The following is a 24,267-nucleotide window of genomic DNA, read 5'->3' as shown; positions in this document are numbered from 1 at the left end:
GAACCGTCATGACCCGCACCTCGCGCAACTCCCGCAGGACCCGCAAGCCCGCCGACACCGAGGCGCTGAGCCCGGCTGAGGAGTACAAGGCCGCGCTCGCCGACTTCACCCAGTACTCGACCGAGAACGAGACCGACGAAGCGCTTGCCGCCCGAGACCGGCTCGACCGCGCCGAACGCCGCCGCCGGTGGTGGCACTTCTGATGGCCCCGCGTCTGCTGGACAAGGCGAGTCTGCACCCGGCCGCGTCACGCTGGATCGAGCTGTGGAACGGCCAACAGGCACTCGGCTGGGACCACCACGGGACACCGGTGTTCCGGTTCCGGTGGGCACCCGCCGGCCTGGCCACGCGCCGCCAGCTCCGTGCGATGCGGATCTGTCCCGGCGGCCAGGAACCGTACGCGCTGCTGGTGTGGCGAGGCGGGCAGCGGTGGGCCTGGCTGTACCGCCTCGACCTCGCGAAACCGTCCCGCGTCACCTCCCCGGACCAGCTCAACGCCCTCGACAAGGCCATGCGGGCACGCCGCCGCTGCCGCCTGTGTGGCCTGGTCTGGGACTACTGCATCCCCACGTCGGACGGCCGGTGTGAGGCATGCATCGCCCACGCCGACCACGACAGAACTGACCCTGACTGCCCGGTGTGCGACCACACCCCGCAGAGCACGACCTACCCGTACGCCGCCTGACCCCGCGACTCGAGGAGGAATCTTCCCGTGACAGGCATGCTGATCGCCGCCTTGCAAGCCGCCGACCGTGGCTGGCCGGTGTTCGTGCTCGGACGCTCCAAGCGACCCGTTGCCAACTGCAACGACTGCCCACGCGACGCCCACGACCCGGCGACCTGCGGGCACCTGACCTGCCACGGGTTCTACGCCGCCACCACCGCCCCGGCCCGCGTCGCCGCGATCCTCGCCGCCGTCCCGCGCGGACAGCTCGCCGTCCGTACCGGTGCCGTCTCCGGGCTGCTCGTGGTGGACGTGGACCCCGCGCACGGCGGCGACCACAGCCTGTCCGACCTGATGACCCAGCGGCTCGTCCCGCGCACTCTGCACGTCCACACCGGTTCCGGCGGCCTGCACCTGTACTACCGCCACCCCGGCCACCACACCGGGCAACACATCGCCTCCCGGCCGATGCCGAACCGGCCCGGGATCGACATCAAGGCCGACGGCGGCTACGTCGTCCTGCCGCCCTCGATCCACCACCGCACCCGCCGCCCCTACCAGTGGGGAACCACCGCCACCGACGTGGAGATGCCCCCGCCCGGACTCCTCGCCGCGATCGACCCACCACCCGCAGTCCAGAACCCGCCCGCCGGCCAACCCACCACCCGGCCCGGAGGCGGGAGCATCTCCCATCCCGACAAGCTCCTGAGCGCCCACCTGGCCGCCGTACGAAACGCCCCTGAAGGCAGGCGCCGCACCACCCTCTACGGGGCCGCCAGAGGCGTCGCACGGCTCGTCGCGGCAGGAGCGATCGACCACGCCGACGCCATCGCCGTACTGACCGACGCCGGACACCTCGCCCAGCAAAGCGACCGAGACATCCGAGCCGCCATCACCGGAGGCTTCCGCGACGAAGGGATCGCCGCAGCATGAGCGCCGAGCACATCCCCGACTGGCACCTGATCGAGCCACCCGAAGACCCATGGGAACCCACCGAGCCGACACCGATCAGAACTCAGCACACACCATTGCATCACGACCAGATGGGACCGCCCGCAGCCTCGCAGGCGACCTCGGAGGCAGGCTCAGACGGGCCGGTGTGGGACGGCGTCCCGGTGCCGCTGAAGACCGATCGGTTGTTGCGCCCGTTCCCGGTTGACGTGTTCCCCGGCTGGCTGGCCGACCAGGTGACCGCGGTCGCCGAAGCCACCCAGACCCCGGCCGACCTAGCTGGGTCGGTGGCGCTGGCCTGCCTGTCCACCGCAGCAGGCGGCAAGGTGCTCGTGCAGGTCGATCGGTCCTGGCTCGAACAGGTCAACCTCTACACCGTCACCGCGCTGCCGCCCGGGTCGCGCAAGTCACCGGTCTTTCGTGCCATGACCGGGCCGTTGGCCGATGCCGAAACCGCGTTGCAGGAGACCACCGCAGAACAGCGCGTGGAAGCCGAGCTGGCCGCCCGGATCGCTCACGCCCGCGCCGAAGACCTGGCCAAGAAGGCCGAACGCGCCACCGCCAACCCACACGAGGCACTGGCCGACGCCACCGCCGCCGCCAAGGAAGCCGCCGCGATCACGGTGCCCGCCGTGCCCCGGTTGATGACCGACGACGTCACCCCCGAGTCGTGCGTGTCCCTGATGGCCACCCACGGCGGCCGGATCGCAGTTCTGTCCGCCGAAGGCGACGTGTTCGCCACCCTCACCGGCACCCGCTACTCCGCCGCCCCCAACCTCGGCGTGTTCCTCAAAGGCCACGCCGGCGACAAGCTCCAGGTCGATCGCAAGGGCCGCGAAGCCGAGTCCATCGACCGGCCCGCGCTCACCCTCGGCGTCACCACCCAACCCGGCACTCTGCAGGGCCTCGCCGCCCAACCCGGCTTCCGCGACCGAGGCGTCCTGGCCCGCATCCTCTACAGCCTGCCCGTCAACACCGTCGGACAGCGCGACAACCAAGCCCAACCCGTCCCCGAACCCACCGAGCAGACCTACCGCGACGCACTACGAACCCTCGTTCTCCTCCTGGCCGACCACGACACCCCGCACACCCTGGACCTCACTCCTGACGCCCGGCAGATCCTGCTCGACTTCCAAGACTGGATCGAACCCCGACTCCACCCCCGCACCGGACAACTCGCAGCCATCACCGACTGGGCCTCCAAACTCGCCGGAGCCGTCGTCCGACTCGCCGCACTGCTCCACCTCGCCCACACCTTCACCACCGGCTACGCCACCCCCATCACCGCCGACACCATGCACGCCGCCGAACGCATCGGCCGCTACTACCTCGACCACGCCCTAGCCGTCTACGACCTCATGGGCCAATCCCACCCCGACCTCGATGCCGCACGTGAAGTCCTCGACTGGATCACCAAGCAGTGCAATAAGACCGGACTCCACACCATCAGCCGACGAGATGCCCTCCGCTCCCTCCATGGCCGCGCCCGATTCGCTTCCGCCGCCGACCTGGAGCCCGCGTTCAACGTGCTCGAAGACCACGGCTATATCCGCCGCCCCGGCGCCGCAGACAAGCCCGCCAAAGGACGCCCACCCTCGATGTACGAAGTACACCCCGCAGTCCTGGCGACGCAGTGACAAAAGTGCCAAAACCCCTGCCCGCCGGAGTTCTGTCACTTTTGTCACTGCCTCTGGACCCTCCGAAGGAGCACCTTCCGATGACGACCGCAAGGTTCGAAGAGCGCATCACCGACCAGGGGAGTTCACACCAGATGTCCACCTCAGAAGGCCTCTCAGCGACACCGCTACTCCTCACTGTCGAGCAGGCCGCACAGCGCCTTGGCATCGGGCGCACGAGCCTGTTCGCCTTGGTGCGGACGGGCGAAGTCGAGTCGGTTGCGGTGGGCCGACTGAGGCGAATCCCCGCCGAATGCCTGGACGAGTACGTCGCTCGTCTGCGCTCCCAAACCCACACTGCGACTGCTGCCTGAGGAGAACCGACCAGTGAAGCGAAACCCCAATGGGCGGTCCAGCATTTACCAATCTGTCGACGGGCGGTGGCATGGCCGCGTGACCGTTGGTGTGAAGGACAACGGCACGCCGGACCGGCGACACATCAACCGCAAGAGCAAGGCAGAGGTAGTCAAGAAGGTCAAGGAGCTGGAGAAGGAGCGGGACGAGGGCACGGTCACGAAGGCGGGCGACAAGTGGACCTTCGGAGCATGGCTCGAGCATTGGCTTGAGAACATCGCCAAGCCCCATCTGCGGCAGACCAGTTATTCGGCCTATCGGGTTGCTGTCACCAAGCACCTGATACCCGGGCTTGGAGCGCACAAGCTGATCAAGCTCGAACCCGAACACCTGGAGTCCTTCTACCAGCGCATGATCAAGAACGGCAGCAAACCGGCGACAGCCCACCAGGTCCACCGAACCGCGAGAGTTGCGTTGGGGGAGGCGCTACGCCGTGGGCACGTGAAGCGGAATGTCGCCAAGATTGCAAAGGGTCCGCGTCTGGCCGATGAGGAAATCGAGCCGTACTCGGTCGAGGATGCTCAACGAATCATGACCGAGGCCGGAAAGCACCGGAACAGTGCGCGCTGGGCAATCGCGCTGTCGCTCGGTTTGCGGCAGGGTGAGGCTCTGGCGCTCCGCTGGTCCGATGTAGACCTCGACAACAAGGAACTGCGAGTGAAGTGGACGGCGCTGCGGCCCATCTACGACCACGGATGCGGCGAGACGTGCGGACGCTCACCTGGCTTCTGCCCGCAGAAGATCCGGGTGAATGCGCTCATCGGTGAGACAAAGAGTCGCGCCGGCAAACGTGCCATCGGACTGCCCGACCAGCTCGTCACGCTGCTCCGGCAACAGAAGGCCGCACAAGATGTAGAGAGACGACGGGCACGCCAACTCTGGACCGATGGTGACTGGGTGTTCGCCGGAACGACCGGAACGCCACTGAACCCGAACACCGACCACCACGAATGGAAGGCGCTGCTGCGTCGAGCTGGCGTCCGTGAAGCGCGGCTACACGACGCTCGGCACACGGCCGCGACGATGCTTCTCGCCCTGGGCGTCACCGAAGTAGCCGCGATGGGTGTGATGGGTTGGTCATCCACGGCGATGGCAGCTCGATACCAGCACATGACGGACCCGATCCGGCGAGATATCGCTAAGCGGCTCGGAGGGTTGCTCTGGGCAGCGCCTGAGGCTGTCGAAGACGAAAGCGCGTGATCCACGGGGTTTCAGTTCGCGCGTAGCGGATCGAATGCGGCCTCGACTCCGGTCGAGGCCGCATGTCTTTGGTCATGGAGCAAACGGGAGCGCTGTTCGGTCCGCCCCGGGCAGGGGTGTCGACACCCAGATTGGCGCGCCGAGCATGACGAGCCCGTAGCGGCCGCTCTTGTCATGCGACCTCAGGCCATGAAAGGACAGATCGACATCGTGCGCAGTCAGATACGGCTTGAAGAGAAGCTCCACCGCGCCTCCGCCGTGGGCGGATGCTGTTTGGTAGAGCGTCACGGCTGAATGGATCCGCGATTCTGAGTCGAGGTCTTGGTCCCAGTGGATGAATTCGGTCGAAACCTCTGGGTCTCCGGGTTCGGACGTGTCGTCCAGGATCTGATAGAGGCCTTCGACCTCAGACGGCATCCAGCCTCCGCGGTACTCGTCCTGCGCGATCCCGAGGAAGTTGGTCGCTGAGCCGAACAGGCCAAGGAACACACCGCCGACGCCGGCGACCTCCGCGTTCGCGAAGAAGCTCGCCACCCGTACATTCTGCGCTCGCTCCCATCCCATATGGACTGGGATTGCGCCCCAAGTGACGTCGAGGGTCGTGCGCACATACTCGCCTGGTGACGCAAGCGTCCCGGTGTTGTCCGAGACCGCAGCGGTCGCGCGTCGGACAAGGTCGTAGAGGTTGCCGTGATCTGCCTCAGACGGCCCGAGATCCGCTGAGATGCCAGCAGGGGCGACACCGGCGCTGATGCCGATCCCCTTCAGCCACTTCCTTCGAGGTGCAGCGTCCTGCTGCACGATCTGACGGACGAGCCGCCGTGAGCAGTACTTCACATCGACGGGCCAGTTGTCCGTGACCATGCCGCCGCCTCTCGTCCGTGCCTGCCATGGGTGCCTGTGCTCGCAATATGGGTAGACCACCGACAACTGAGACCAAAACTGAGACCAGACGGTTCCGGGGCGGCTCCCAGATGTGGGAGCCGCCCCGGCTGTTGTCGACCGTCCGAAAGTTCGAAACCGCGCTTTGACCTGCGGGTTCTTCACTCTGGGGGAGTGGCGGAGGATACGAGATTCGAACTCGTGAGGGGTTGCCCCCAACACGCTTTCCAAGCGTGCGCCCTAGGCCTCTAGGCGAATCCTCCAAGCGGAGAGGATACCGAAGGGAGCGGGGGAATCCGAAATCGGGGGAGACTGCTCGTCTAGGGTCGGCTGCATGGACGAGCTGGTACTGCGGCTGATCGGGCCGGGTGACGTGGACGCGCTGCAGGAGCTGATCGAGTCCGATCCTGGGTATACCGAGCGCATCACCGGCTACCCGCCTGGATCGGCGGACGCGCAGAGCCTGCTGATGATGCGTCCGGAGGACCTGCCGGAGGAGTCCAAGGTCGTACTGGGCGCTTTCGCCGCGGACCGGCTGGTTGCGGTCGTTGACCTGCTCAGAGGTTTCCCCAACGACCAGACTGCCTTCATCGGCCTGCTCGAGGTCCACGCCAAGCACCAGGGTCTCGGGTACGGCGGGGCGACGTACGGCCTCGTCGAGCGGTACGTCGGGACCACCTGGCCCGAGATCCGCACGCTGCGCCTCGCCGTGGTCGACACCAATGCTGAGGTCGCCGCCGGGTTCTGGCGGCGGCAAGGGTTCGAGTCGACCGGTGAGGAGCGCCCGTACCGCTACGACAAGTTGGAGTCGGTCGCCCGCCTCTACGAGAAGCCGCTAGCCGAGCAGAGTGGGAGCTAGCGTCCGCCACTGCTCGATCGGCTGCGGACCGGTCTCACCGGTGATCACATTGACTGCGACGTGATCAGCACCAGCGTCCAGATGCTCACTCAGCTTCGCCTTAATGTCGGCTGGACTGCCCCAAGCGGCCAGTGCGTCGACCATGTGGTCGGGCAACGAGGCCTGATCGCGCTCATCGAACCCCTGCCGCTTCAGCGACGCGATGTACCCCGGGATCCGCGTGAAGAAGCTGATCGTGTCCCGAGCGATCGCCCGTGCCCGGTCCCCGTCCGGCTCGAGTACGACGAGGTGGCTGACCGCCAGGAGCTTGTCCGGGCCCAGGACCTTCCGCGCCTCGGCGGAGTACGCCGCACTGGTCAGGAATGGGTACGCGCCGGCAGTCCGCTGGCCGGCCAAAGCCAGCATCTTCGGACCGAGCGCAGCGAGCACCCGGCGCTCCACAGGTACGTCCAGCTCGTCCAGATACGCGTTGAGCGTCGCGATCGGCTTGGGACCGTGCGCCCCGCCAAGACCAGCGGTGAACCGACCCGGCGCGCTCGCTTCGAGTGCGGCGTACGTCGCACTCACATCGGCCGCGCTGTACTGCGTCACTCCCAGAATCCCGCTGACGAACTTGATCGAGGTCGTCGCTCCGACCAGGTCGACGATCGTCTGCAGCCCGGGCAGCGGACCGCCGGACAGCCAGATCGCGGGGTACCCGGACTGCTCCGCCGCCTGCGCTGCGGCAATCGACTCAGCACTGCTGTCCAGCCCGGTCGTGATCCCGAACGGGCCGAATTGATGATCCGTCACTCATCCAGGGTGAGCCCGGATCGGGTCAGGTGGCCAGGCTGTTCGCTCAGAGCGTGGGCGGTGGAGTCCGATTCCCGGTTGGCCGGAGGGATCCCGTACACTCATGGCTGGTTCCCCGCGTGGCGGTATCTCGCCCAAACCCCCCAGGGCCGGAAGGCAGCAAGGGTAAGTGAGCTCTTCCGGGTGCGCGGGGAATCCTTATGTCCGGGGCCTGGCGTCGTGAGGAGTCCGATGAATCCCGAGAGCCGTTACCTGCAGGAACTGATCATCGCCGAGCTCGGCGTCCCCGCGAGGTTCGACGTGGACAGCGAGATCGAGCAGCGGGTCGAGTTCCTGGCCGACCAGCTCCGGACGACCGGCGCGGCGGGCTACGTGCTCGCCATCAGCGGCGGCGTCGACTCCGCGGTCGGAGGGCGGCTCGGACAGTTGGCGGTCGAGCGGATCAGGTCCGAGGGCGGCCAGGCGACCTTCGTCGCGATGCGGCTGCCGTATGGCGTGCAGGCCGACGAGGCGGACGCCCAGCGCGCACTGGGGTTCATCAAGCCCGATGAGACGCTCGACGTGAACATCAAGCCGGCCACGGACGCCATGGTCGAGTCGGTGCGCCACGCCGGGCTCGGTGACCGTGAGGACTTCCACGTCGGCAACATCAAGGCACGCCAGCGCATGGTGGCGCAGTACGTCGTGGCCGGTGCCCGCGGCGCGCTGGTGATCGGCACGGACCACGCGGCGGAGGCGGTGATGGGCTTCTTCACCAAGTACGGCGACGGCGCCTGCGACCTGACACCGCTGTCCGGTCTGAACAAGCGCCGCGTCCGGGCGGTCGGCGAGCGGCTCGGTGCGGACCCGGAGACCACTGGCAAGGTGCCGACGGCCGACCTGGAGACGAACAACCCCGGCGTGCCCGACGAGGCCGTGCTGGGCGTGACGTACGACGAGATCGACGACTTCCTCGAGGGGCTCGACGTCGACGAGAAGGCGGCGAGCACGATCATCGCCACGCACCGCCGTACCGCTCACAAGCGCGCAGTGCCGCTGGCGTTCAGCTGAGCAAGAACTCCGTCACCAGCTCGGCGTAGAGGTCTGGCTGCTCCGCGTGTGCGAAGTGGCCGGTGCCGGCCGCGTAGTAATAGGTGCCGTTCGGTACGTCGGACCGGAACAGCTCGATCTCCTGCTTACTGGTGGCCGGGTCGTACTCGCCCTTGATGAGCAGTGCGGGCTGGGTGAGCTCAGCGAGGTGCTGCAGCACTGGTTCGCCGAAGCTGGCTGATCGGGTGATCTGGTCGTGGAAGTGGCCGGAGCGCGAGTGGAACTCGTCTGAGATCTCAGTGTCCGCCGGCAGCTGGAGGTCCCGGGCGTCTGGTCCGGTGTAGATCTCCATCCGGCGGTCGCCGAGCTGAGCGATCACCGCGATCCGCTCGTCCCACATGGCCTTCGTTGCCGGACCGGTGTGGGGCGGTGGAGCCTCCAGACCAGGGAGCAGTGACAGCGCTGCGCCTACGAGAGTGTCGCTGGCCAGCACCATGTCCCAGCCCGGGTTCTCGAAGACGACCTTGGTCACGGCGACCGGGTGAGCGACGGCGTACCGGAGCGCCAGGCGACCGCCGTACGAGTGGCCGAGGATCGACCACTGCTCTACTCCGAGCTGCTCGCGGAGCGCCTCGAAGTCGGCGATCAGGTCCTGCTCGCTCACCGGTCCGGTCAGCGGATCGGACTGCTGTACGCCGCGCTGGTCCACCGCGATCAGCCGGAAACGCCGGCTGAGCCGATCGCCCTGGAAGGCCAGGAAGTCGTACGAGCCGGCGCCAGGTCCGCCGTGGATGAACAGCAGCGGCGGGGCGTCTTCGTGGCCGCGCTGATCGACGTACAGCCTGCTGCCACGGATCTCCATGAGCATGCCAGGGAGCGTACGGCGGCCGCGGGTCGCCGTACGTCAGGCAGCGTGGCTGAACTGACGGACGCGGTTGGCGAGGCGGGCCAGGCGGATGGTCGCGATGTTCCGGTACGCCGGGCGCAGGACGGTCGCCAGCGGACCGGACTGCTCGAACGTGTGAGTAACGCGGCCGTCCGGACCGATCGTCCACGTCCCGACCTCGCAGAACCCGGGCACCTGCCAGCTGATCTCGATCCGGTCCGGCTCGACCACTGTGTACTGCAGCTCGCCGGCGAAACCGGGCCGGACCCGCAGCGCATAGCTGCTGCCGAGCTCCGCCTCGGCAGGTCCGTCGATCGCCAGGAACGCCTCGTTCCACTCCGGGAGGGCGAGCGCGTCGAGCAGGACATGGCGGATCGCCGCGGGGCCGGCGTGGATGACTTCGGTGGCCTGTTCCATGACTAGTTCTCCTGAGTGGCGAGTTCGGGATCCCGGCGACGGGCCAGTGCCGCGCCGGCCGGGAAGGCGCCGGCGAGCGTGCGGAGTGTGCTGATGGTCTCGTCGAGGGCGTGGCCGGCGACGAGATCGTTCATGGTGCGGTGCAGCCGGTTTTCGGCGGTGATGATGCGGCGGTGCAGGGCCCGGCCCTGCGCGGTGAGGCTGAGCGTGAGGTAGCGCCGGTCGACCGTGTCGATACCCCGTTTCACCAGGCCTTGGGCGACGAGGCGATCGACGAGGCGGCTCGGGCTGTTGCCGGTCTCGCAGACGAGCAACCCGCCGAGGGCGTTGAGGGTGAGCGGACCATGGTCCCGCAGGACGCGGAGAACCTCTGCCTGGGAAGGAGTTATGCCCAGCGGGCGTAGCTCGGTAGCGAGCAGCCGATTGCCCTCGCGCTGGATCGCCAGCACCAGATAGCGAAGCTCCTCGACAACCTTCATGGCAAATATGTTACACGACACGTATGTCATATCATCTATCAGGCCGGAGTGTCACCGGAATCGGTCGGTAGCTGTTGCCTCAGGCGACGGGTTCCGGAAGAGTGCCGGAGAAAGTCCGGTTGAGGTCATGGCCAAGGCCACATCGCGACTGGCACAGTGTCTGCATGAAGGGTCTGATGCAGAACTACCAACTGTCCCTGGACACGATCTTCCGCCGGGCCGAGCAGTTCTACCCGGACAAGACCGTCCACACCGGCGGTCCGGCGCCGACCAAGCTGACGTACGCCGAGTGGGCGGAGCGGACCAGACGGCTGGGCGGCGTCCTGGACACGCTCGGGATCACCGCCGACGGCCGCGTCGGGACGTTCGCGTGGAACTCAGGGCGCCACCTCGAGCTGTACTTCGCCGCGCCCTGCACCGGCCGAGTGCTGCACACGCTCAACATCAGGCTCTTCCCGGACCAGATCGTCTACATCGCGAATCACGCCGAGGACGAGGTCGTGTTCGTCGACCGCTCGTTGCTGGGGCTGTTCCTGCCGCTGCTCGAGCGGCTCCCGGAGGTTCGGCACGTGGTCGTGATGGACGACCTGCCGGCCGGGGCGCCGGGTGCGGAGGTCCCGGACGACCCACGGTTCCACGACTACGAGCAGCTGCTGGCCGCGGCGGAGCCGGTCGAGTTCCACGTCGAGGACGAGAACCAGGCCGCCGCGATGTGCTACACGAGCGGTACGACGGGGCATCCGAAGGGCGTGGTCTATTCGCATCGGTCCACCTGGCTGCACTCGATCGGCGTGCTGACGAACAGCGGGATCGGGCTGACCGAGACGGACACGGTGATGCCGGTCGTCCCGATGTTCCATGCGAACGCGTGGGGTCTGGCGCACGCGGCGCCGATGGCCGGCGCGTCGCTGGTGTTCCCGGGGCCTGACATGACGCCGGCGGGGATCCTCAAGCTGCTTCAGGAGCAGGAGGTCACGCTGTCGGCCGGGGTGCCGACGATCTGGCAGGGGCTGTTGCCGTTGCTGGACGGCGTCGAGCTGCCGAAGCTGCGGCGGATCCCGTGTGGCGGCTCCGCGGTCCCGCTGGCGCTGTCGGAGGCGTTCCGGGAGAAGCTCGGCCGGCCGATCCTGCAGGCGTGGGGGATGACCGAGACGAGTCCGGTCGCGACCGCGTCCCACGTTCCCGCGCGGAGCGCTGACCTTCCCGAGGAGGAGCAGGCCCACCTCCGGGCCCGGGCCGGTCTGCCCCTGCCCGGCGTCGAGGTGCGCATCGTCGAGCCCGGTTCGATCGACGCCCTGCCCTGGGACGACGAGGCCACCGGCGAGCTGCAGGTCCGTGGCCCGTGGATCGCCGCCGAGTACTACCGGCCCGACAACGGTGTCCAGCTGAACACCGAGGACGGCTGGATGAAGACGGGCGACGTCGCCGCGATCGACCAGTACGGTTCGGTGCGGATCGTCGACCGGACGAAGGATCTGGTGAAGTCCGGCGGCGAGTGGATCAGCTCGGTCGAGCTCGAGAACCTGCTGATGGCCCACCCGGCAGTCCGAGAAGCAGCAGTCATCGGTGTGCCACATCCGAAGTGGGATGAGCGGCCACTTGCCTGCATCGTCGTCCAGGAGGGGGCGACAGTGACCGGCGAGGAGATCCTCGAATACCTGCGTCCGCTCGTCGCGAAGTGGTGGGTCCCGGACGCCGTCGAGTTCATCGACGAGGTCCCGAAGACCTCGGTCGGCAAGTTCTCCAAGAAGGACCTCCGCACCCGGTTCGCCAACTACCACATGGAGTGAGTCGGTGCCCAGTTTGGTTGCCGTGGGCATGCGAGGTGTATGCCTTCGGCAACCATCAGAAGTTGGCGGGGTCAGGCGAAGTCGATCTGGAAGTGATTGCGGAGGTGCGTGAGGGTTGCGTCGACGAACTCGGTCGGCCAAGCATTTCCGGTCCGCTTGGCCAGGGCGGTGCCGCGGGTGATGAACTGACGGCAGATGTACTGATTCGCCGCGATGATCTCGGCGGGATCGGTGCCGACGGCGGGCACGGCCTCGAGCGCGGCGCGTTGTTCGTCGGAGAGGAGGGCGTTGAGGCGCTTGAGTCCGGTGGTCCGGCGTACGCCGCGTTCGGCCAGCAGGAGCGCGACGAGTTGGTCGCGGATGGCGCCGACGCCCTGGTTGCCGACGATCCGCTCGTCGCGGCCGAGGACCGTGACCAGGTTCCCGAGGAAATAGAAGAACAGGTTGACGTTCGAAGCCGGCCAGTACGGTTCGCCGGGCCGTCCGCCCTCCGCTGCGATATCGCCGTCGGGGAACAGCGTGCCGTCCCGGTCGAAGAGGACCCGGACGCCGTCGTACTGATCCCGTTCGAATGATGCCAGCGGGTGGGCGAACAGGTCCACGTGTAACCAGTCCGGCGTGATCCCTAGTCCGCCGATCAAGCCCGGGACCTTGTCGGTCAAGACGGTCGGTCCGGTCAGCTCCCGCAGTACGTCGTCCCAATGGTCGCCGAACCACTCCAGGCTGTCGTCCGTCACCACGAGATGCAGGTCGACATCGCTGAACCGGTCGGCCGCACCCGTCGCATAGCTCCCAATCAGATACACCCCGAGCACCCGGTCGTCGCGGGGCAGCACCTCCTGAGCCCGCGCGATAACTCCTTGCTGCCGCTCATCCCCAGTCACCATCACGCCACGCTAAACCGTGTCTGCCTTTCCTCAGGTCGGGGCTCTACGGTCGCAAGGTGACGACTCGGCAGGCTGTGCTGACTCAGTTGGTCGAGGTCATCGACGGCATTTCCCGCGATCGTCCGGTGCGGGTCGCGGTGGACGGGCCGGATACGGCCGGCAAGACGACACTGGCCGACGAGCTCGCCGTCGCGTTGTCCGGCGTCCGTCCAGCGATCCGAGTCAGCGTGGACGACTACATCAGGCCGGTCGAGGAGCGCCCGCAGTCCCCGGGCGTGCCAGCGGCCGGCTATTTCGATGACAACTTCGACCTGGCTGCCTTGATTGCCGGACTGCTGATCCCACTCGGGCCTGGCGGCGATCTGTGCTATCGAGACGCGGAGGGCGCGACCGGCACCGCGCCGTACGACGCTGTCCTGCTTGTCGATGGAGTGTTTTTGTTGCAGACCGCGCTACGTCCGTACTGGGACGTCGGCATCTGTCTGCACATCGGTGAGGACGAGATGCTTCGGCGCGGCCTGCTCCGCGACCGCGACCGATACGGCGGGGAGGACGCCACGCGGGAGGTGTTCGAGACGCAGTTCATCCCGGGCTGGCGGGCGTACCAGGCGCATTGCGATCCCGCCGCGACCGCCACCGTCGTCATCGACCACCACGACCCGGCTCATCCGGCGATCCGGGCTCGCAGTACCTGATCCGGTCCCAGGCGCTGGTTGTGCGATTGTGATCGTCCGACGCGACCAGTCGGGCGGCGGGTGCGCGGGCGAGGAAATGTCCGACGGCAGCGCTAGGGTTGCCGGGTGGAAGCGCCCCTTGCCTTGTATCGCCGGTACCGCCCGGAGACCTTCGCGGAGGTGATCGGGCAGGATCATGTCACGGCTCCGTTGCGCAACGCGTTGAGCAACAACCGGGTCAATCACGCCTACCTGTTCTCCGGACCGCGCGGGTGTGGAAAGACGACCAGTGCGCGGATCCTCGCCCGTGCGATCAACTGCGAGAAAGGCCCGATCGCCGAGCCGTGTGGCGTGTGCAAGTCGTGCACCGACCTGGCGCGCGGCGGCCCCGGCAGCATCGACGTGATCGAGATCGACGCGGCGTCGCACGGCGGTGTCGACGACGCGCGCGACCTGCGCGAGCGGGCGTTCTTCGCGCCGGTCGAGAGCCGCTACAAGATCTACATCATCGACGAGGCGCACATGGTGACCACGCAGGGCTTCAACGCCCTGCTGAAGCTGGTCGAGGAGCCGCCGCCGCACCTCAAGTTCATCTTCGCCACCACCGAGCCTGACAAGGTCATCGGGACGATCCGGTCGCGGACGCACCACTACCCGTTCCGCCTGGTGCCGCCGAAGGTGCTGGCCGACTACATGGCCACGCTGTGCGAGTCCGAGGGCGTGGCGATCGAGCCGGCCGCGCTGCCGCTGGTGGTGCGCGCCGGTGCGGGTTCGGTGCGTGACTCGCTGAGCGTGCTGGACCAGTTGATCGGTGGAGCTGGGCCGGAAGGCGTGACGTACGAGCTGGCGGTCGCGCTGCTCGGTTTCACGCCTGACTCGTTGCTGGATGCTTGTGTGGACGGGTTCGCGGCGCATGACAGCGCGGCGGTGTTCGAGACGATCGAGAAGGTCATCGAGACCGGCCAGGACCCGAAGCGGTTCGCCGAGGACCTGCTGCGGCGGTTGCGTGACCTGGTCGTGCTGTCCGCCGTACCCAACGCTGTCGCGTCCGGTCTGATCGAAGCAGCCGAGGACCAGGGCGAGCGTCTCCAGACGCAGGCAGCCGGCATCGGTCCGGCAGAGCTGACGCGCGCGGCGGACATCGTCGCCGCCGGTCTGCTCGAGATGCGCGGCGCGACAGCCCCACGCCTCCAACTCGAACTGATCTGCGCCAAGGTCCTCCTCCCCGGCGCCGACGATTCCACCAACGGCATCCAGGCCCGCCTGGACCGCATGGAACGCCGCCTGACCATAGGAGCCCCAGCTGGTACGCCGGAATCCGCGCCGCCAGCCGCTGGTACGGCGCCCGCCGGCCAAGCGCCCGCATTCGCCGGAGGCACGCCGGGGGCTGGCCTGCCTGGCGACGTCGGCGTGCCGGGAGCAGACGCCGCAACCAGCCGCGCAGCCGCACGAGCCGCCGCAACAGCCGGAGGTACCTCCCACGGGGCGGCTGTGAGCAGGCCGGGCGGCGATGCTCCGGCCGGCCCGACTGATCGAGCTGCTTCAGGCGGTGGATCAGTAGCCGGCGCGGGTGACGGAGCGGCTGGAGCTGTGGCTGCTGCGGGTGGAGTCGGTGCGGGTGGGGCAGGTGCTGGGGCAGCTTCGGCGAGCGCTGAGCCAACCCGAATCCCGAGCGCGGCTCCCAGCAGCCCGTCTGCTGATGGTGCGGGTTCGGCTGGAGGCGGTGGGCGTACTGGTGCCTGGGGCGATGGTCCGGACACCTCGCCCAGCGGCGCGGCTCCGAGTGGTGCACCTGCCGGTGGTGCAGGTTCCGCGGGGGGCGGGGCTGCGGCTGGTGGGGGTGCCTCTGGTGGGGGTGTTGGGTTGGCGGATATTCGGCGGTTGTGGCCTGAGGTTTTGGAGGCTGTGAAGAGCAAGCGGCGGTTTGCTTGGATCATGCTGAGCCAGAACGCGCAGGTGATCGCGATCGACGATCAGACGTTGACGCTCGGGCTGGTGAACGCGGGGGCTCGGGAGAGCTTTGCGCGGTCCGGAAGTGACGACATCCTTCGGCAGGCGATGGTGGACACCATCGGTGTCGATCGCCGCATCGAAGCGGTCGTCGATCCGTCGAGCGACCCGGGTGCCGGTGGCGGAGGGACCAACCGCCCTGGCCCGCAGTCGGGCGGTCCTGGCCCGCAGTCGGGTGATCCCGGTCGCCAGCCGGGTGGGTTTGCGCCTCAGCCGGGTGGCGGCAGGGTGAGTCCTGATGGCCCAGGCGATTCGAGCCCGGCTCATGCAGATGGTCCTGCTACGAACAGTCCAGGAGCCGGCGCTCCCGGACCTGGCGCCGTCGGGTCTGCTGCACCTGGGTCTGCTGCGCCTGGGTCTGCTGCGCCTGGATCAGCTGCGCCTGGATCGGCAGCGGCTGAATCTGCTGGCGGGCGTTCGGACGCGGCGGCTGGGATGCCCGGCGGTGTCGCGAGCGGTGTCGCGAGCGGTGACGGTTCGGCGGCGGGGACCGGGGCCAATGCCGGGATCGATCACCCGGGTGGGCACACGTCAGGGTCGGGTACCGGGTCGGCGGGTTTGAGCGCCAGCGTGCCAGGCGGTGGACCGGCGGCTGGTGACGGTGGGCGGCCGGCTTCTGCAGGGGCTGAGCGAGGCGCGGCTGGAGTTGAGGGCGCGCGATCCGGTCAGTGGACAGAAGGTGCCGGCGCGGCGGTCGCTCTGCAAGAGCCACCAGACACGGAGTACGACGTACCTCCCGAGGACCCGTGGGAAGACCGTCAGGCGGCCCGGCCTGCTCCGCAGCCTTCCGCCGAGCAGGCTCCGAAGCAGTCGGTCGAGGATCGGCGGGAGCAGGCGGCCAGTAAGCGGCGGGCGGCGGAGGCTGCGGTGGCGGCTGAGCAGGCTCGGGCTGCGGCGCGGGCGCCGGTTGTGCCTGAGGTGCCGTTGACGCCGGAGGAGGAAGCTGCCTCGATCGGCGAGGACGACATGGTGCTGGATGACGATCCGCGGACGCATACGGACCTGTTGAGGGAGACCCTCGGCGCGCAGATGATCACCGAAGAGACCAACTGAGTTCAGCTGAAATTCGCTCACACAGCACTGTCCACAGCTGCGGCCTACTGTCCGGCGGTGAGTGTCCACAGTGTCCACAGCCTTGTGGGAAAAGATGTCCACAAGGCTGTGGATAACTTTGGGGAGACAGGTCGGTTTCTGGGTGTTCGTGGGGTTGTCCGACCGACCGGCTAGTGTTGAGTTCTCCGGTCGTCGGACGCGTGTCCGGCGCCGGGTAGGCAAGCTTGGGGCTCGGGAGAGCGGTTCGGACGAGGAGATCGCAGTGTTCGACGGTGGCGGTGCTGGGGGCTTCGACATGTCCAACCTGCTCGCGCAGGCGCAGGCGATGCAGAACCAGCTGATGGAAGCGCAGGCAGACCTCGAAGGTCAGGAGATCGAGGGGTCGGCCGGTGGCGGTCTGGTGACCGCCCTGGTGTCCGGCACGGGCGAGCTGCTCAGCCTGGACATCAAGAAGGAAGCCGTCGACCCCGACGACACCGAGACGCTGGCCGACCTGGTGGTCGCCGCGGTCCGCGACGCCTCCGAGAACGCGAAGCAGGCCGCTGCCGCCGCCATGGGTCCGCTCGCCGGTGGGCTGGGCGGCGCGTTCGGTGGCGAGGGCGGGATCCCCGGTTTCGGCGGAGCTCCGGCCGGGCAGTCGGCGCCGGCAGGTTTCGGCCTGCCCAGTGCGCCCCCGGCGGTCGAGTCCGGCCCGGGCGATGACCCTGAGAGCGGCACGGGCGACAGCCGTGGCCAGGCGCAGGACGAGTCTCATGGCGGTGTCGGGTTCGTGAACCCGGGGAGCGGGACCGGCACGCCCGGTCAGAACCCGGGCTGACGTGTACGAAGGGGCCGTTCAGGATCTCATCGACGAGCTGGGGCGGTTGCCCGGAGTGGGCCCGAAGTCCGCGCAGCGGATCGCGTTCCACCTGCTCGCGGCCGACGAGACCGACGTACGGCGGCTTGCGCATGTGCTCGTGCAGGTCAAGGAGAAGGTCAAGTTCTGCGAGATCTGCGGCAACGTCGCGGAGGAAGCGCAGTGCCGGATCTGCCGTGACCCGCGCCGGGACCTGAGTCTGATCTGTGTGGTCGAAGAGGCCAAGGACGTGGTCGCGATCGAGCGCACCCGCGAGTTCCGCGGCCGGTACCACGTGCTCGGCGGGGCTATCTCGCCGATCGAGGGGATCGGGCCGGACGAGCTGCGGATCAAGGAACTGATGCAGCGGCTGGCCAGCGGTGAGGTGACCGAGATCATCCTGGCCACCGATCCGAACCTGGAGGGTGAGGCGACGGCCACCTACCTGAGCCGCCTGCTGCGGCCCATGGGGTTGCGCGTCACCCGATTGGCTAGTGGACTTCCTGTAGGCGGTGACCTCGAGTATGCCGACGAGGTCACACTCGGACGGGCGTTTGAAGGGCGACGATCAATCGATGACTGAACCAACCGATATTGCAGAGCGCGCATTGGCCACGGACTCCGAGGACCTCACCGAGTTCGCCGAACAGATCGCCGACCAGGTCCGGAGCTTCCTGATCTCGGTGCGCGACATCGCCGCGCAGCCGGACGAGGACGGGGTCGACGAAGGCCTCGCCTCCCTGCCGTACCTGCTGCTCGAGGTGAGCCAGCTGCTGCTCGCCGGCGGCCGGCTGGGTGCGTTCGAGGACTTCGTCCCGGAGGAGCGGTTCGAGAGCGACGCCGGGCCGGACCCGGACCTCGACGCGATGCGTGACCGGCTCGCGGTGCTGTTCGAGGGCCTGGACGAGTACGCCGAGGTCTTCGACCCGTACGCCGCTCCGCCGGAGATCACCGTCAACCGGCTCTCCGACGACCTCACCGCGATCGCGACCGACCTCGTGCACGGCCTCGCGCACTACGAGGACGGCCGGGTCGTCGAGGCGCTGTGGTGGTGGCAGTTCTCGTACGTCTCCACCTGGGGTGCGGCCGCGAGCGCAGTACTGCGGGCCATCCAGTCGCTGATCGCACACGACCGGCTCGAGCCGGCCCACGACGCGGAGACCGAGGCAACCGACCGCGAACTCGTCGAGGTCGCCGAAGAAGCTGTCCAGCGCCGCTGACCTCAGGGTGTCTGTTCATGACGTGATCCGGCGGATGCCGGATCCTGCGGCCGTCCGGCGGGTCAGTCGGGCATTGGCGGTGCTTGACCTGGTGCTCAACGAGGACGCGAGCACCAGGTATTACGAGTTCGACGCACGATGGTCCGAGACCGAGGAAGCTGCGTTGATGCGGGACGGATCCGGTGGTGAGTACTCGATCGTGTTCTCGCCGGACGGCGCGTTCGCGTACGGGTTCGACCACGAGTCGCCGATGTCGCCGTACGTGAACGGGCACGAGCTGTGGCCCGGCCTGGTCGACGGCGTGCCCGAGGTGTTTCATGCCGCGCGGGACGAGAAGGCGTTCAGTGACGACGGGGTGCCCCGCGCGACCGTGTGCTTCTGGCGTACGACGGATGACCCGGCCTGGAGCTCCGGCCCGGTAGAGAACGTGGACCGCGACGGCGCCGACTGGCTGTTCGAGCTGGTCGCGGACGGGCGGCCCGAGGCGTACCTGACGTTCGCCGAGGAGTACTACGAAGTCGCGCTCGACCTCGACGCGATCCGGCACGTGTACGCGCTGATGCCGCTGACGGAGTACGTCGTCACGTCGCTGAACAGGCAGCGACGATTGAGCGATCTGTCCGAAGGGATCGCCGAGATCGGTTACCCGCGATCCTGATGCGCGTTAGCGTGTCGCCCGATGACAACGCATCCACACGATCCGGCGGTGGTCGGATCGTTCGCGATCCAGGGCCGGCTCGGCCGTGGGGCGATGGGTGCGGTCTACCTCGCGCGTTCGCCGGGTGGGCGGCTGGTCGCGGTGAAGGTGGTTCGCGATGAGCTGGCCGGTGATTCCGGCTTCCGGGCGCGGTTCGCCCGCGAGATCGACGCTGCGCGCAAGGTGAGCGGCGCGTTCACGGCGGCAGTTGTCGATGCTGATCCGGATGCCGAGCGGCCGTGGCTCGCGACGGAGTACCTGCCGGGACCCACGCTGCAGAAGGCGGTCGAGACGTCGGGGCCGTTGGCGCCGGCGGGAGTGCAGTTGCTCGCGAGCGGGCTGGCCGAGGCGTTGATGGCGATCCACGCGAGCGGCGTCGTCCATCGCGATCTGAAGCCGTCGAACATCGTCCTGACCGACAACGGGCCGCGTGTGATCGACTTCGGTATCGCGCGAGCCTTGGAGGACGCGAGCCTGACGGCGACCGGCATGGTGATCGGTACGCCGGGTTACCTGTCGCCGGAGCAGATCACCGGGACCGGGATCGGGCCGGCGAGCGATCTGTTCGCGCTCGGTGCGGTGCTGGTGTTCGCGGCGTCCGGGCGTGGTCCGTTCGCGACCGGGAATCCGGCGTCGATGCTGCACCGGATCGTCAACGAGCATCCGCACATCCCACCGCTCCCGGGCCCGCTGCACGACGTCGTACGCCGGTGCCTGGCTCGCGATCCTGCGCAACGCCCGACACCACTGGAGATCCTGCAGATCCTGGGCCCGCCCGTCCCGACGGCCCTTCTCCACCCGCCCACGATCGTCCTGCCACCCGCCACCAGGATCCTGCCGCCAACAGCAGTCCAAGGGTTGCCGCCATTACCCACGCCGACCGAAGCCTTCACCCAAGCCCCAGCACCGAGCGGCAGCCCGGCGCCAACTGCGGTTGGGGCGAGGTTCGCGACCAGCCGAGCTCGACCGGCCTTGTTTGCCGCGATCACCACGCTGATCGCTCTCGGCTTCATTCCGTCCGATCCACGAGTGCAAGCCCGGCCCGCCCTCGCGACGGTCTACGCCCTCATCTCCCTCACCTTCGCGTACCTCGCGATCCGTCACTGGATTCTCGTACTCAGGCCAAAGGTCGTCCTCCACCTGTCTCCACAGGGATTGACGGTCAACCGCGCCTACCGCGAAGCCACCATCCCCTGGTACGGCGTGACACGCCTCCACGTCGGCGGCGACAGCAAACGCCCCTGGCTGATCGCCTGGCTCGAACCGCAGTACGAGAACCAGTTGCCGGTCTCGCACCGTCGTCACCACGGCGGCCTGCGGATCTATCCGATCGCGCACGGTGCCACCCGCGTCCGCCGTCAGACACAGGTCAACGAACTCCGCGCCGCCCTCAACTGGTACGCGGGCCGCATTCACGACAATTCCTACTGATGAAGATCCGACCAGCCACCACCGCCGACAGCCTAAGAATCAGCGAGCTGCTCATCCAGTCGTGGGGCAGTCACATCGCAGTCGCCCACGGCGTCGCGTACGACGCCACCACGCTGCCTGCCATCGTGGCCGAAGAGGGCGACCGCATCATCGGGCTGCTCACGTACAACCTGGAGGACCAGGAGCTGGAGGTCGTCACGATCGACGCCCCGGTGCCGCACCTGGGCGTAGGCACAGCCCTTCTCGAAGCCGCCGCCGAAACCGCAAAAGCCGCCGGCGCCCGGCGACTCTGGCTGATCACCACGAACGACAACGTCGACGCCCTCCGCTTCTACCAGCGCCGCGGCATGCGCATCGTCGAGATCAGACCCGGCGCCGTCGACGAGTCCCGCAAACTCAAACCCACGATCCCGCTCACCGGCGCCTACGGCATCCCACTCCACGACGAACTGGTGCTGGAACTGCGACTCGACTAATCGGGCAGCATCGGCATCTCTAGCCCCGGCCGCTTGCCCAGCAGGATGCCGCGAGTGATCGCGTCCGTGCCGAACTTGTCCTTGACCTGATCCAGCGCCGAGTCGAGCTCGTTGTTCGCCGCCTTGTCGAACGGCAGCGCCAGCTGCAACGCTGCCTCGTTCTCCAAGTTGCCGACCGAGATGCCGATCATCGTGAGGCCCTGGGCGGCGATCAGCGGATGCGCGGCCCGGAGCAGCGCCCGGGCCGTGATCAGGATCGCCCGTGTCTGATCCGTTGCCTGGGGCAACGTATGGGAGCGGGTCGCCCGGGTGAAGTCGTCGAAGCGCAGCCGGAGTGTGACCGTCCGGCCCGAGCGCCCCGCGTTGCGCATCCGGCGGGTGACGCGGTCGACCAGGCCGGCCAGCACGGCGTCGAGCGTCGCCGGCGACTTCGGTGACCGGCCCAGCGCACGCTGCGAGCCGATCGACCGGCGCCGCCGGCCGACCTCGATCGGGCGCGGATCCCGGTTGTGCGCCAGGGCATGCAGATGCCGCCCGGACGCCCGCCCGAGCATCGCGACCAACGCGGCCTCGGGCAGGATCGCGACATCGCCGACCTTCGTGAGCCCGCGGTTGCGCAGCTTCTCCGCCGTCACCTCGCCGACGCCCCACAGCCGCGAAACGTCCAGCGGATGCAGGAACTCCAGCTCGCGGTCCGGCGCGACCTCGAGCAGCCCGTCGGGCTTCGCGACCCCGCTCGCGACCTTCGCCAGGAACTTCGTCCGCGCCACCCCGACCGTGATCGGCAGACCGACCCGTGCCAGCACCTCGGCCCGCAGCCGTCGCGCGATCTCGACCGGCGTGCCGCGGATCTTGCGCAGGCCGCCCACGTCCAGGAACGCCTCGTCGATCGACAGCCCCTCGACCAGCGGCGTCGTGTCCTCGAAGACCTTGAACACGGCCTTGCTGGCCTCGGAGTACGCCGACATCCGCGGCTCGACGACGATCGCGCCGGGACAGCGGCGCAGCGCCTGGCCGCCGTTCATCGCCGTCCGCACGCCGTACGCCTTGGCCTCGTAGCTGCAGGCGAGCACCACGCCCGCGCCGACGATCACCGGGCGGCCGCGCAGGCGCGGGTCGTCCCGCTGCTCGACCGACGCGTAGAACGCGTCGAGGTCGGCATGCAGGATGTTCGCACCACCCAGCGACACCATGGACACGAACACATGTTCGCATATACCACCGACAAAACGAGATAGGGAGAATTCCCGAGGCGGTGGCCGACGTTGTCAGGAAAGAATGCAGCTTATGGACCTGACGGCGTACCGCGATCTCTGGAAGACCCACGGCGTCGTGGCGCTCCTGGCCTCGGCGCTGGTCGCGCGGATGCCGGTGCTGGCGACGATGGTCCCGCTGTCGTTCCTGGCGAAGGACGCCGCCGGCAACTTCGGCTGGGCCGGTGTGGTGGCAGGTGCCTACTCGGTCGGTACTGCGGTCGCCAGCGTGGTCTGGTCACGGATGGCGGACCGCAAGGGCGCACGGAAGGTCGTCATCGGCACGGGGATGGCGTGGGGGCTGTGGATGGCAGTGCTCGCCCTGATGCCCTACAGCTGGTACCGGCTGCTTCCGATCGCCGCTGTGCTGGCCGGTGTCTTCGTCTCACCGGTCACCTCGGCACTCCGCGCGAACTGGCCGCGGATTGTGCACGGCTCCCGGCTGAGGGCCGTCTACTCGCTGGATGCGACGGCGCAGGAGCTCCTGTTCGTCTTCGGTCCGATGCTCGGCGCAGTGATGGTCAGCTTCGCCAGTCCGCGCGCCGGCCTGCTGGCGTGTGCCGTTACGGCAGCCGCCGCTATCTGGTGGTTCGGTATGAACCAGCGGACCGACGTACCGCACGACGCTGCGGCCGGACCGCGTCCTACTGCCTGGCAGTTGATCTTCCACTCGCACCGCACGCCGATCCTGATCGCCTGGGCCTGTCTGGTGATGGGCTTCGCGTCGATGTCGCTCGGCATGGTCGCCGTGGCCGATGAGCACGGCAACCGTTTGATTGCAGGCATTCTCGAGACTGTGGCTGCGGTGGGGAGTGTGACCGGCGGTGTGATCAACGGGGCGCTTCCCGGCGGCCGTACGTCGGCAGTCTGGCGGCGGATGCTGGTCTTCTCCGCGCTGGTCGCGGTCTGCATCTTCGCCACGGCCTCCGTGGTCGCACTGGCGATAGCGATGTTCGCGACGGGCTGCATGATCGCACCGACCGTGGCAGCCCTCTATGAGCGTGTCGGCGCGCTCACACCGACGGCTGCGCACACCGAGATCTTCGGCTGGACGCAGAGCGGTGGCATGGTCGGCTCAGCGATCGGCTCCGCTGTGGCCGGCGCGGTGGTCGAGGCGTTCGGCGTTCGCTACGCGTGGGTCCTGACGGCCGGCCTCGCCGTACTCGCGACCCTGTCCCTGCTTCGCGTGCCGCCCCACCGGCCGGCCGAGACAAGCGGACTGGAGGGTACGGCGGTCGCCGCATAGCGCACGCGGTAGTTCGCCTCGAGTACGCCGCCGTCGCGCGCGCACATCGAGATCAGCCGCAGTGGACGACGATCCAGCAGCATGCCCCGGCCCGCGGCGACCGGGTGGATGAGCAGCGAGACCTCGTCGATCAGCCGCCACCGCAGCAGCGAGCGGACCAGCGACAGACTGCCGATCACGTGCAGGTCGTCGCCGGGCACTGCCTTCAGGGCGGAGAGCACGCGGCGGGTGTCGCCCTGCAGCATCTCGGTGCCCGGCCGCGCGACCACCGGACGGGATCCGATCACCAGGTTCCGGGTGTGCTCGAGGCCGGTCAGTGTTCCGGCGTACCGCTCGAAGGTCTTGCGGCCGAGCAGCACGGTGCCGGCTCCGGCCACCAGTTCCCCGAGGGCCCGCTGGGGCTCGGTCAGCCACTGCTCCGGCCGCTCGACGATGCCGTCTTCGGACATGCACAACCTGGCGACGATGTTCCGCATACCAAGCCAGATGCAAACTCCAGGCCGAAG

26 protein-coding genes, 1 tRNA gene and 1 other RNA gene are annotated in these 24,267 nt (G+C 68.2%); 19 read left to right on the top strand and 9 right to left on the bottom strand.

Features of this window, described 5'->3' with window-relative positions; translation table 11 throughout:
* Positions 1 to 8: 8 nt before the first annotated feature.
* The 6 genes from ABT313_RS15770 to ABT313_RS15745 all read left to right on the top strand — a co-directional run bounded on the left by ABT313_RS15770 (position 9) and on the right by ABT313_RS15745 (position 4,845).
* Positions 9 to 203 carry a hypothetical protein gene (locus ABT313_RS15770; protein ID WP_350853227.1) on the top strand — a complete coding sequence of 65 codons (195 nt, stop codon included), beginning with the start codon at positions 9 to 11 and terminating at the stop codon, positions 201 to 203.
* Positions 203 to 685 (top strand): RRQRL motif-containing zinc-binding protein, encoded by a 483-nt coding sequence (locus ABT313_RS15765; RefSeq protein ID WP_350853224.1) that lies wholly within the window; start codon positions 203 to 205, stop codon positions 683 to 685. The genes ABT313_RS15770 and ABT313_RS15765 overlap by 1 nt, the downstream gene beginning before the upstream one ends.
* Positions 686 to 712: 27 nt before the next feature.
* A complete protein-coding gene (locus tag ABT313_RS15760; RefSeq protein WP_502883991.1) occupies positions 713 to 1,597 on the top strand; it encodes a bifunctional DNA primase/polymerase in 885 nt (294 codons plus the stop codon).
* Positions 1,594 to 3,252 carry a YfjI family protein gene (locus ABT313_RS15755; RefSeq protein ID WP_350853220.1) on the top strand — a complete coding sequence of 553 codons (1,659 nt, stop codon included), beginning with the start codon at positions 1,594 to 1,596 and terminating at the stop codon, positions 3,250 to 3,252. The genes ABT313_RS15760 and ABT313_RS15755 overlap by 4 nt, the downstream gene beginning before the upstream one ends.
* A gap of 80 nt (positions 3,253 to 3,332) precedes the next feature.
* The gene (locus ABT313_RS15750; RefSeq protein WP_350853217.1) at positions 3,333 to 3,605 is read left to right on the top strand and encodes a helix-turn-helix domain-containing protein; all 273 of its coding nucleotides are present in this window, start codon (positions 3,333 to 3,335) and stop codon (positions 3,603 to 3,605) included.
* Between the two features lie 79 nt (positions 3,606 to 3,684).
* Positions 3,685 to 4,845, top strand: a complete 1,161-nt coding sequence (locus tag ABT313_RS15745; protein ID WP_350853214.1) for a tyrosine-type recombinase/integrase — start codon at positions 3,685 to 3,687, stop codon at positions 4,843 to 4,845.
* A 72-nt stretch (positions 4,846 to 4,917) separates the two neighbouring features.
* Here the strand turns inward: ABT313_RS15745 and ABT313_RS15740 are convergent, their stop codons facing one another.
* Positions 4,918 to 5,709 (bottom strand): DUF7019 family protein, encoded by a 792-nt coding sequence (locus ABT313_RS15740; protein WP_350853211.1) that lies wholly within the window; start codon positions 5,707 to 5,709, stop codon positions 4,918 to 4,920.
* A gap of 193 nt (positions 5,710 to 5,902) precedes the next feature.
* A tRNA-Ser gene (locus ABT313_RS15735) sits at positions 5,903 to 5,990 on the bottom strand.
* Positions 5,991 to 6,061: 71 nt separating this feature from the next.
* On the opposite strand from ABT313_RS15735, the gene ABT313_RS15730 reads away from it, so the two are divergent.
* Complete coding sequence (locus ABT313_RS15730; protein ID WP_350853207.1) at positions 6,062 to 6,586, top strand: GNAT family N-acetyltransferase; 525 nt, start codon at positions 6,062 to 6,064, stop codon at positions 6,584 to 6,586.
* On the opposite strand, the gene ABT313_RS15725 is transcribed toward ABT313_RS15730, so the two are convergent.
* A complete protein-coding gene (locus ABT313_RS15725; RefSeq protein WP_350853204.1) occupies positions 6,563 to 7,378 on the bottom strand; it encodes a TIGR03620 family F420-dependent LLM class oxidoreductase in 816 nt (271 codons plus the stop codon). The genes ABT313_RS15730 and ABT313_RS15725 overlap by 24 nt on opposite strands.
* Before the next feature lie 106 nt (positions 7,379 to 7,484).
* Here ABT313_RS15725 and ffs point away from each other — a divergent pair.
* Together ffs and nadE are read left to right on the top strand one after the other, a co-directional pair.
* An RNA gene (gene ffs / locus ABT313_RS15720) (signal recognition particle sRNA small type) lies at positions 7,485 to 7,581 on the top strand.
* A gap of 28 nt (positions 7,582 to 7,609) precedes the next feature.
* The gene (nadE, locus tag ABT313_RS15715) at positions 7,610 to 8,428 is read left to right on the top strand and encodes an NAD(+) synthase (protein ID WP_350853201.1); all 819 of its coding nucleotides are present in this window, start codon (positions 7,610 to 7,612) and stop codon (positions 8,426 to 8,428) included.
* On the opposite strand, the gene ABT313_RS15710 is transcribed toward nadE, so the two are convergent.
* From ABT313_RS15710 to ABT313_RS15700, 3 genes are read right to left on the bottom strand one after another with little or no spacing between them, the layout of a single operon-like run.
* Positions 8,421 to 9,275, bottom strand: coding sequence for an alpha/beta fold hydrolase (locus tag ABT313_RS15710; protein ID WP_350853199.1), 855 nt, complete (start codon positions 9,273 to 9,275; stop codon positions 8,421 to 8,423). The two genes, nadE and ABT313_RS15710, sit on opposite strands and share 8 nt — an antisense overlap.
* 36 nt (positions 9,276 to 9,311) lie before the next feature.
* Entirely contained in the window at positions 9,312 to 9,710 is a 399-nt protein-coding gene (locus tag ABT313_RS15705; protein ID WP_350853196.1) for an SRPBCC family protein, read from the bottom strand.
* 2 nt (positions 9,711 to 9,712) lie between these two features.
* Positions 9,713 to 10,189, bottom strand: coding sequence for a MarR family winged helix-turn-helix transcriptional regulator (locus ABT313_RS15700; RefSeq protein WP_350853193.1), 477 nt, complete (start codon positions 10,187 to 10,189; stop codon positions 9,713 to 9,715).
* Between the two features lie 164 nt (positions 10,190 to 10,353).
* Between ABT313_RS15700 and ABT313_RS15695 the strand changes: the two genes are divergently transcribed.
* Positions 10,354 to 11,979, top strand: a complete 1,626-nt coding sequence (locus ABT313_RS15695) for a long-chain fatty acid--CoA ligase (protein WP_350853190.1) — start codon at positions 10,354 to 10,356, stop codon at positions 11,977 to 11,979.
* 71 nt (positions 11,980 to 12,050) lie between these two features.
* Here the strand turns inward: ABT313_RS15695 and ABT313_RS15690 are convergent, their stop codons facing one another.
* A complete protein-coding gene (locus ABT313_RS15690) occupies positions 12,051 to 12,866 on the bottom strand; it encodes a nucleotidyltransferase domain-containing protein (protein WP_350853187.1) in 816 nt (271 codons plus the stop codon).
* 56 nt (positions 12,867 to 12,922) lie between these two features.
* Here ABT313_RS15690 and ABT313_RS15685 point away from each other — a divergent pair, with 56 nt between their 5' ends.
* From ABT313_RS15685 to ABT313_RS15650, 8 genes are all read left to right on the top strand, one after another.
* Positions 12,923 to 13,561 carry a nucleoside/nucleotide kinase family protein gene (locus tag ABT313_RS15685; RefSeq protein ID WP_350853185.1) on the top strand — a complete coding sequence of 213 codons (639 nt, stop codon included), beginning with the start codon at positions 12,923 to 12,925 and terminating at the stop codon, positions 13,559 to 13,561.
* Positions 13,562 to 13,666: 105 nt separating this feature from the next.
* Entirely contained in the window at positions 13,667 to 16,603 is a 2,937-nt protein-coding gene (locus tag ABT313_RS15680) for a DNA polymerase III subunit gamma and tau (protein WP_502883990.1), read from the top strand.
* A gap of 262 nt (positions 16,604 to 16,865) precedes the next feature.
* Positions 16,866 to 17,420, top strand: a complete 555-nt coding sequence (locus ABT313_RS15675; protein WP_350853182.1) for a YbaB/EbfC family nucleoid-associated protein — start codon at positions 16,866 to 16,868, stop codon at positions 17,418 to 17,420.
* Position 17,421: 1 nt separating this feature from the next.
* Positions 17,422 to 18,021 (top strand): recombination mediator RecR, encoded by a 600-nt coding sequence (gene recR / locus ABT313_RS15670; RefSeq protein ID WP_350853180.1) that lies wholly within the window; start codon positions 17,422 to 17,424, stop codon positions 18,019 to 18,021.
* Positions 18,014 to 18,658, top strand: coding sequence for a DUF5063 domain-containing protein (locus ABT313_RS15665; protein WP_137252074.1), 645 nt, complete (start codon positions 18,014 to 18,016; stop codon positions 18,656 to 18,658). Before recR ends, ABT313_RS15665 begins: the two co-directional genes overlap by 8 nt.
* 34 nt (positions 18,659 to 18,692) lie before the next feature.
* Positions 18,693 to 19,316: a hypothetical protein gene (locus tag ABT313_RS15660; RefSeq protein ID WP_350853177.1), complete on the top strand. Its 624-nt coding sequence runs from the start codon at positions 18,693 to 18,695 to the stop codon at positions 19,314 to 19,316.
* Between the two features lie 21 nt (positions 19,317 to 19,337).
* A complete protein-coding gene (locus ABT313_RS15655) occupies positions 19,338 to 20,786 on the top strand; it encodes a serine/threonine-protein kinase (protein ID WP_350853175.1) in 1,449 nt (482 codons plus the stop codon).
* Entirely contained in the window at positions 20,786 to 21,262 is a 477-nt protein-coding gene (locus ABT313_RS15650; RefSeq protein ID WP_350853172.1) for a GNAT family N-acetyltransferase, read from the top strand. The genes ABT313_RS15655 and ABT313_RS15650 overlap by 1 nt, the downstream gene beginning before the upstream one ends.
* Here the strand turns inward: ABT313_RS15650 and dinB are convergent.
* On the bottom strand, positions 21,259 to 22,455 hold the full coding sequence (gene dinB, locus ABT313_RS15645) for a DNA polymerase IV (protein ID WP_350855111.1): 1,197 nt from the start codon (positions 22,453 to 22,455) through the stop codon (positions 21,259 to 21,261). The two genes, ABT313_RS15650 and dinB, sit on opposite strands and share 4 nt — an antisense overlap.
* A 94-nt stretch (positions 22,456 to 22,549) precedes the next feature.
* Here dinB and ABT313_RS15640 point away from each other — a divergent pair, with 94 nt between their 5' ends.
* The gene (locus ABT313_RS15640; RefSeq protein ID WP_350853169.1) at positions 22,550 to 23,761 is read left to right on the top strand and encodes an MFS transporter; all 1,212 of its coding nucleotides are present in this window, start codon (positions 22,550 to 22,552) and stop codon (positions 23,759 to 23,761) included.
* On the opposite strand, the gene ABT313_RS15635 is transcribed toward ABT313_RS15640, so the two are convergent.
* Positions 23,644 to 24,237 carry a dihydrofolate reductase family protein gene (locus tag ABT313_RS15635; RefSeq protein ID WP_350853166.1) on the bottom strand — a complete coding sequence of 198 codons (594 nt, stop codon included), beginning with the start codon at positions 24,235 to 24,237 and terminating at the stop codon, positions 23,644 to 23,646. The genes ABT313_RS15640 and ABT313_RS15635 overlap by 118 nt on opposite strands.
* Positions 24,238 to 24,267: the final 30 nt, after the last annotated feature.

The organism is Kribbella sp. NPDC000426, assembly GCF_040300265.1.
Taxonomy (GTDB): Bacteria; Actinomycetota; Actinomycetes; order Propionibacteriales; family Kribbellaceae; genus Kribbella.
This window is presented reverse-complemented; position numbering and strand designations above follow the sequence as displayed.

Coding starts and splice junctions, on each gene's coding strand:
- ABT313_RS15655 (WP_350853175.1), top strand. CDS start 19,338: ATGACAACGCATCCACACGATCCGGCGGTGGTCGGATCGTTCGCGATC.
- ABT313_RS15660 (WP_350853177.1), top strand. CDS start 18,693: ATGCCGGATCCTGCGGCCGTCCGGCGGGTCAGTCGGGCATTGGCGGTG.
- ABT313_RS15765 (WP_350853224.1), top strand. CDS start 203: ATGGCCCCGCGTCTGCTGGACAAGGCGAGTCTGCACCCGGCCGCGTCA.
- ABT313_RS15690 (WP_350853187.1), bottom strand. CDS start 12,866: ATGGTGACTGGGGATGAGCGGCAGCAAGGAGTTATCGCGCGGGCTCAG.
- ABT313_RS15770 (WP_350853227.1), top strand. CDS start 9: ATGACCCGCACCTCGCGCAACTCCCGCAGGACCCGCAAGCCCGCCGAC.
- ABT313_RS15750 (WP_350853217.1), top strand. CDS start 3,333: ATGACGACCGCAAGGTTCGAAGAGCGCATCACCGACCAGGGGAGTTCA.
- ABT313_RS15705 (WP_350853196.1), bottom strand. CDS start 9,710: ATGGAACAGGCCACCGAAGTCATCCACGCCGGCCCCGCGGCGATCCGC.
- ABT313_RS15700 (WP_350853193.1), bottom strand. CDS start 10,189: ATGAAGGTTGTCGAGGAGCTTCGCTATCTGGTGCTGGCGATCCAGCGC.
- ABT313_RS15740 (WP_350853211.1), bottom strand. CDS start 5,709: ATGGTCACGGACAACTGGCCCGTCGATGTGAAGTACTGCTCACGGCGG.
- ABT313_RS15665 (WP_137252074.1), top strand. CDS start 18,014: ATGACTGAACCAACCGATATTGCAGAGCGCGCATTGGCCACGGACTCC.
- ABT313_RS15695 (WP_350853190.1), top strand. CDS start 10,354: ATGAAGGGTCTGATGCAGAACTACCAACTGTCCCTGGACACGATCTTC.
- ABT313_RS15650 (WP_350853172.1), top strand. CDS start 20,786: ATGAAGATCCGACCAGCCACCACCGCCGACAGCCTAAGAATCAGCGAG.
- ABT313_RS15635 (WP_350853166.1), bottom strand. CDS start 24,237: ATGCGGAACATCGTCGCCAGGTTGTGCATGTCCGAAGACGGCATCGTC.
- ABT313_RS15710 (WP_350853199.1), bottom strand. CDS start 9,275: ATGCTCATGGAGATCCGTGGCAGCAGGCTGTACGTCGATCAGCGCGGC.
- ABT313_RS15755 (WP_350853220.1), top strand. CDS start 1,594: ATGAGCGCCGAGCACATCCCCGACTGGCACCTGATCGAGCCACCCGAA.
- dinB (WP_350855111.1), bottom strand. CDS start 22,455: ATGGTGTCGCTGGGTGGTGCGAACATCCTGCATGCCGACCTCGACGCG.
- nadE (WP_350853201.1), top strand. CDS start 7,610: ATGAATCCCGAGAGCCGTTACCTGCAGGAACTGATCATCGCCGAGCTC.
- ABT313_RS15640 (WP_350853169.1), top strand. CDS start 22,550: ATGGACCTGACGGCGTACCGCGATCTCTGGAAGACCCACGGCGTCGTG.
- ABT313_RS15730 (WP_350853207.1), top strand. CDS start 6,062: ATGGACGAGCTGGTACTGCGGCTGATCGGGCCGGGTGACGTGGACGCG.